Here is a 2696-nt window from a genome sequence, read left to right as displayed (position 1 = left end):
GTAGTTGCAGCTTCTGCTAACTTAATCACCGCTGGATTGTCGAGCGCGATCGCTGTTACACCTACACCAGTTAGCAGCGCAAAGTTTCTTCTCGATATTTTACGATCCATAAATTTCTTAAATATAACTTTAAAGTGAATTTTAGTAGTTTCTAAGTAGATTAATATCTAGACTAACCACTCGTATTAATAAATTTATCTATCTAAAGACATATTCATACGTATTCGATCTAAAAAAAGTTTTAGAATACTATCCCTCGAACGTATAAAGCTAGTACAGTTATGGCTTTTAGATAGCAAATAATTGACCTTCGTATTTGAGGAGCCTCACTTAACGCTCCTTAAAACCACTGAATTTGATGTCGGCTAATGTAGGTGGCACACTGTTACCGCGATCTCGGCTCAACCCTAGTTAAGTCAAATGTTTGGACTCAACCTTTAACTAAACCACCAAACGTTTTTTATAAAAAGCAGATGATTGGCTCATTTCAATCAACGCTTGACCAAACATTTGCCTCCACGATTAAGACGATTGCTTAAATTTTAAAAAAATACTAACCATCTAGTTGGCAGATTTTTAGCTAACACAAACGTTTGTCACAATCGTTTGCTCTAAACGTTTAAAGCCACAAATAAGTCGAGGATGATTGTAAACGTTTAGACCCTTGCAAATACACCTTATGGCTTAATTATTTGGCTCGAAGATCGACTACGATTGTCTAGAATTACCTGGGGAAATCTGCTACCCGATCCACATGGCATCAAATCACGGCATCAACCTAGATCCTGAAGGTGGCGGCTCGAAGCTCCAAGCCATCTCGGTTGCTCAGACCCTCAGACGTGCTCTAGTCATGGGCACAAACCAAGAAGGGTTACCGATCCTGATGATTCAGGAAATTTACGAACAGTTCGGCATCACTCAAGAAGATCGTTAGACCTGGACGCGGAGAACTCCACATCTAGGAGACTTACAAGACGCGATCGATTGCCGTACTGAGGGAGGCTGTAATGACGCTAAAGCACTTCAAATTAAATTAGCTGATACATTCCAGTACGGGGTGTTTTCACGTCCTCAAATCGATTTAAGTGCGGGTAAGCTGATTAGAGTCAATTATCGAAGCTCCCACAAAAGCTGGGTGCGATCGCGGCTGAAGCAATTTTGAAGCAAGTCATGGACGCTCACTGCCTTGCGGGGAATCGCCCGAACTCAAAACCTTTGTGTTTGTCGATGCAGTTGTGACAGAAAATACTCATGAGTCTAAGTCATGAGAACTTAGTATCTAAAGATCCTTTACTCTAAATCGTCAGCAGTCTCCCCATTCCCTTGCGCGATCGACTCCCGAACAGCCAGATCCAACTCCGCGATCGAGCATTGATACAACAGACACAAAGCCGCAGTCTTATCGATCGTGAGTTTCGGTATCGTCCGCCCTTTCTCCCAATTTCGCACCGAAGATTCGCCTACACCTACCATACTCGCAACATCCACCGTGCGGAGTTTGGCTCGAAGGCGCAGTTGTTTCATGTCCATTCTAGCTACTTTATCCATTAAAATAACGCAGTGGGTTGACGGCTGCACCCAACACCATTAGAATGAGTAGCATTAACCAGCGAATCGACTGCCCGGAAGAATCGCAATAGCAAACGTCAACCCCTTGCGAGGTCAATCTCTTATGATGACACGATCGCCCAGCCGATCGATAGTCTCGTCGCATGAAAAACATGGTGATGTCAGTAGTCAAATTCTACTGGCACTGCTTCTGTATCGAAACTAGAACTATGCCACCATCAGAATTAGGATATTTTCAGCAGATGTCCCAATCGGCTTGGCAACAACTTCACCAAGCAATTATCGATCTGTGTCCTCAAAACTTTTCAGTAGCAGAGCGCGAACAATTGACCATTCTCCTGATTCAGCAATTAAGCCATAACTTACAAGCCCAAAACCTAGCGGAGTTCTGGAATCATTGCCAAGAATATGGTGAATCAGTTGACAAGATCGCGCTCGAATTGTCGAGATTACCGCCGACACTCGAATTTGCCGATCGGTTACCGTCTAATTGCTTCAGCCCTGGAGCCTATGTGCGCTGGAAACCACTGCCTGAAGATCCAGACGAAACCGATACCGGAACGATCGTTGGCAGTTTTTATGCGCCCTCACAGCACGGCTGGAACTGGAAATATCTAGTCTTACTAGATCGCACGAGTTATAGTCGGCAGTTTTGTATCGCCGATACCGCGTGGGAATCAGATTTAGAGGGATGGCAGCAACAGCAATGCCACTGAATATTCCTCGTAGATTGGGGCAACGAGAAATCGACTTAATCGAGCAACTCGCTCACTGTCAGTTAGAAATGACTCCCCGCCAATTTGAAGCTAAATGGGATGTCGATCGCTCTCAAATTGCCGCGTTATGTCATTGTTCCTTGGGAAATGTCAAGCGGTGGTTCAGGACTGATGACAACTACCGATCGCCGACCAAATACCACCGACGTTATCTCGCCCTCTCAGATTTGTATTTAGAACACTTCGATCGATTACCTCTAGAACTACAGTAGTTAATGTGTAGAGGTCGATCCGGCTAATCTTCACAAAAAAGGATCGCAACGATCCCAATTAAGGCTCTAACCGTGTCGCGATTTACGACAAGAATTATGCTGATAAGAGTTTGTGACAAAATAGTAGCTATGAACTCAA

The 2696-nt window shown here is 44.2% G+C and carries 4 protein-coding genes; 3 read left to right on the top strand and 1 reads right to left on the bottom strand.

Annotated features, from left to right (window positions below; translation table 11 throughout):
• Positions 1 to 754: 754 nt before the first annotated feature.
• Complete coding sequence (locus tag ACEW9I_RS14970) at positions 755 to 934, top strand: hypothetical protein (protein ID WP_373541131.1); 180 nt, start codon at positions 755 to 757, stop codon at positions 932 to 934.
• A 356-nt stretch (positions 935 to 1290) separates the two neighbouring features.
• On the opposite strand, the gene ACEW9I_RS14965 is transcribed toward ACEW9I_RS14970, so the two are convergent.
• Positions 1291 to 1524, bottom strand: a complete 234-nt coding sequence (locus ACEW9I_RS14965; protein ID WP_373541130.1) for a helix-turn-helix transcriptional regulator — start codon at positions 1522 to 1524, stop codon at positions 1291 to 1293.
• 203 nt (positions 1525 to 1727) lie between these two features.
• Here ACEW9I_RS14965 and ACEW9I_RS14960 point away from each other — a divergent pair, with 203 nt between their 5' ends.
• Both ACEW9I_RS14960 and ACEW9I_RS14955 read left to right on the top strand, forming a co-directional pair.
• On the top strand, positions 1728 to 2285 hold the full coding sequence (locus ACEW9I_RS14960; RefSeq protein ID WP_373541129.1) for a hypothetical protein: 558 nt from the start codon (positions 1728 to 1730) through the stop codon (positions 2283 to 2285).
• Positions 2261 to 2557 (top strand): helix-turn-helix domain-containing protein, encoded by a 297-nt coding sequence (locus ACEW9I_RS14955; RefSeq protein WP_373541128.1) that lies wholly within the window; start codon positions 2261 to 2263, stop codon positions 2555 to 2557. The genes ACEW9I_RS14960 and ACEW9I_RS14955 overlap by 25 nt, the downstream gene beginning before the upstream one ends.
• The last annotated feature ends 139 nt before the right edge of the window (positions 2558 to 2696 follow it).

It is taken from the genome of Chamaesiphon sp., assembly GCF_041738855.1.
Classification (GTDB): Bacteria; Cyanobacteriota; Cyanobacteriia; order Cyanobacteriales; family Chamaesiphonaceae; genus Chamaesiphon.
This window is presented reverse-complemented; position numbering and strand designations above follow the sequence as displayed.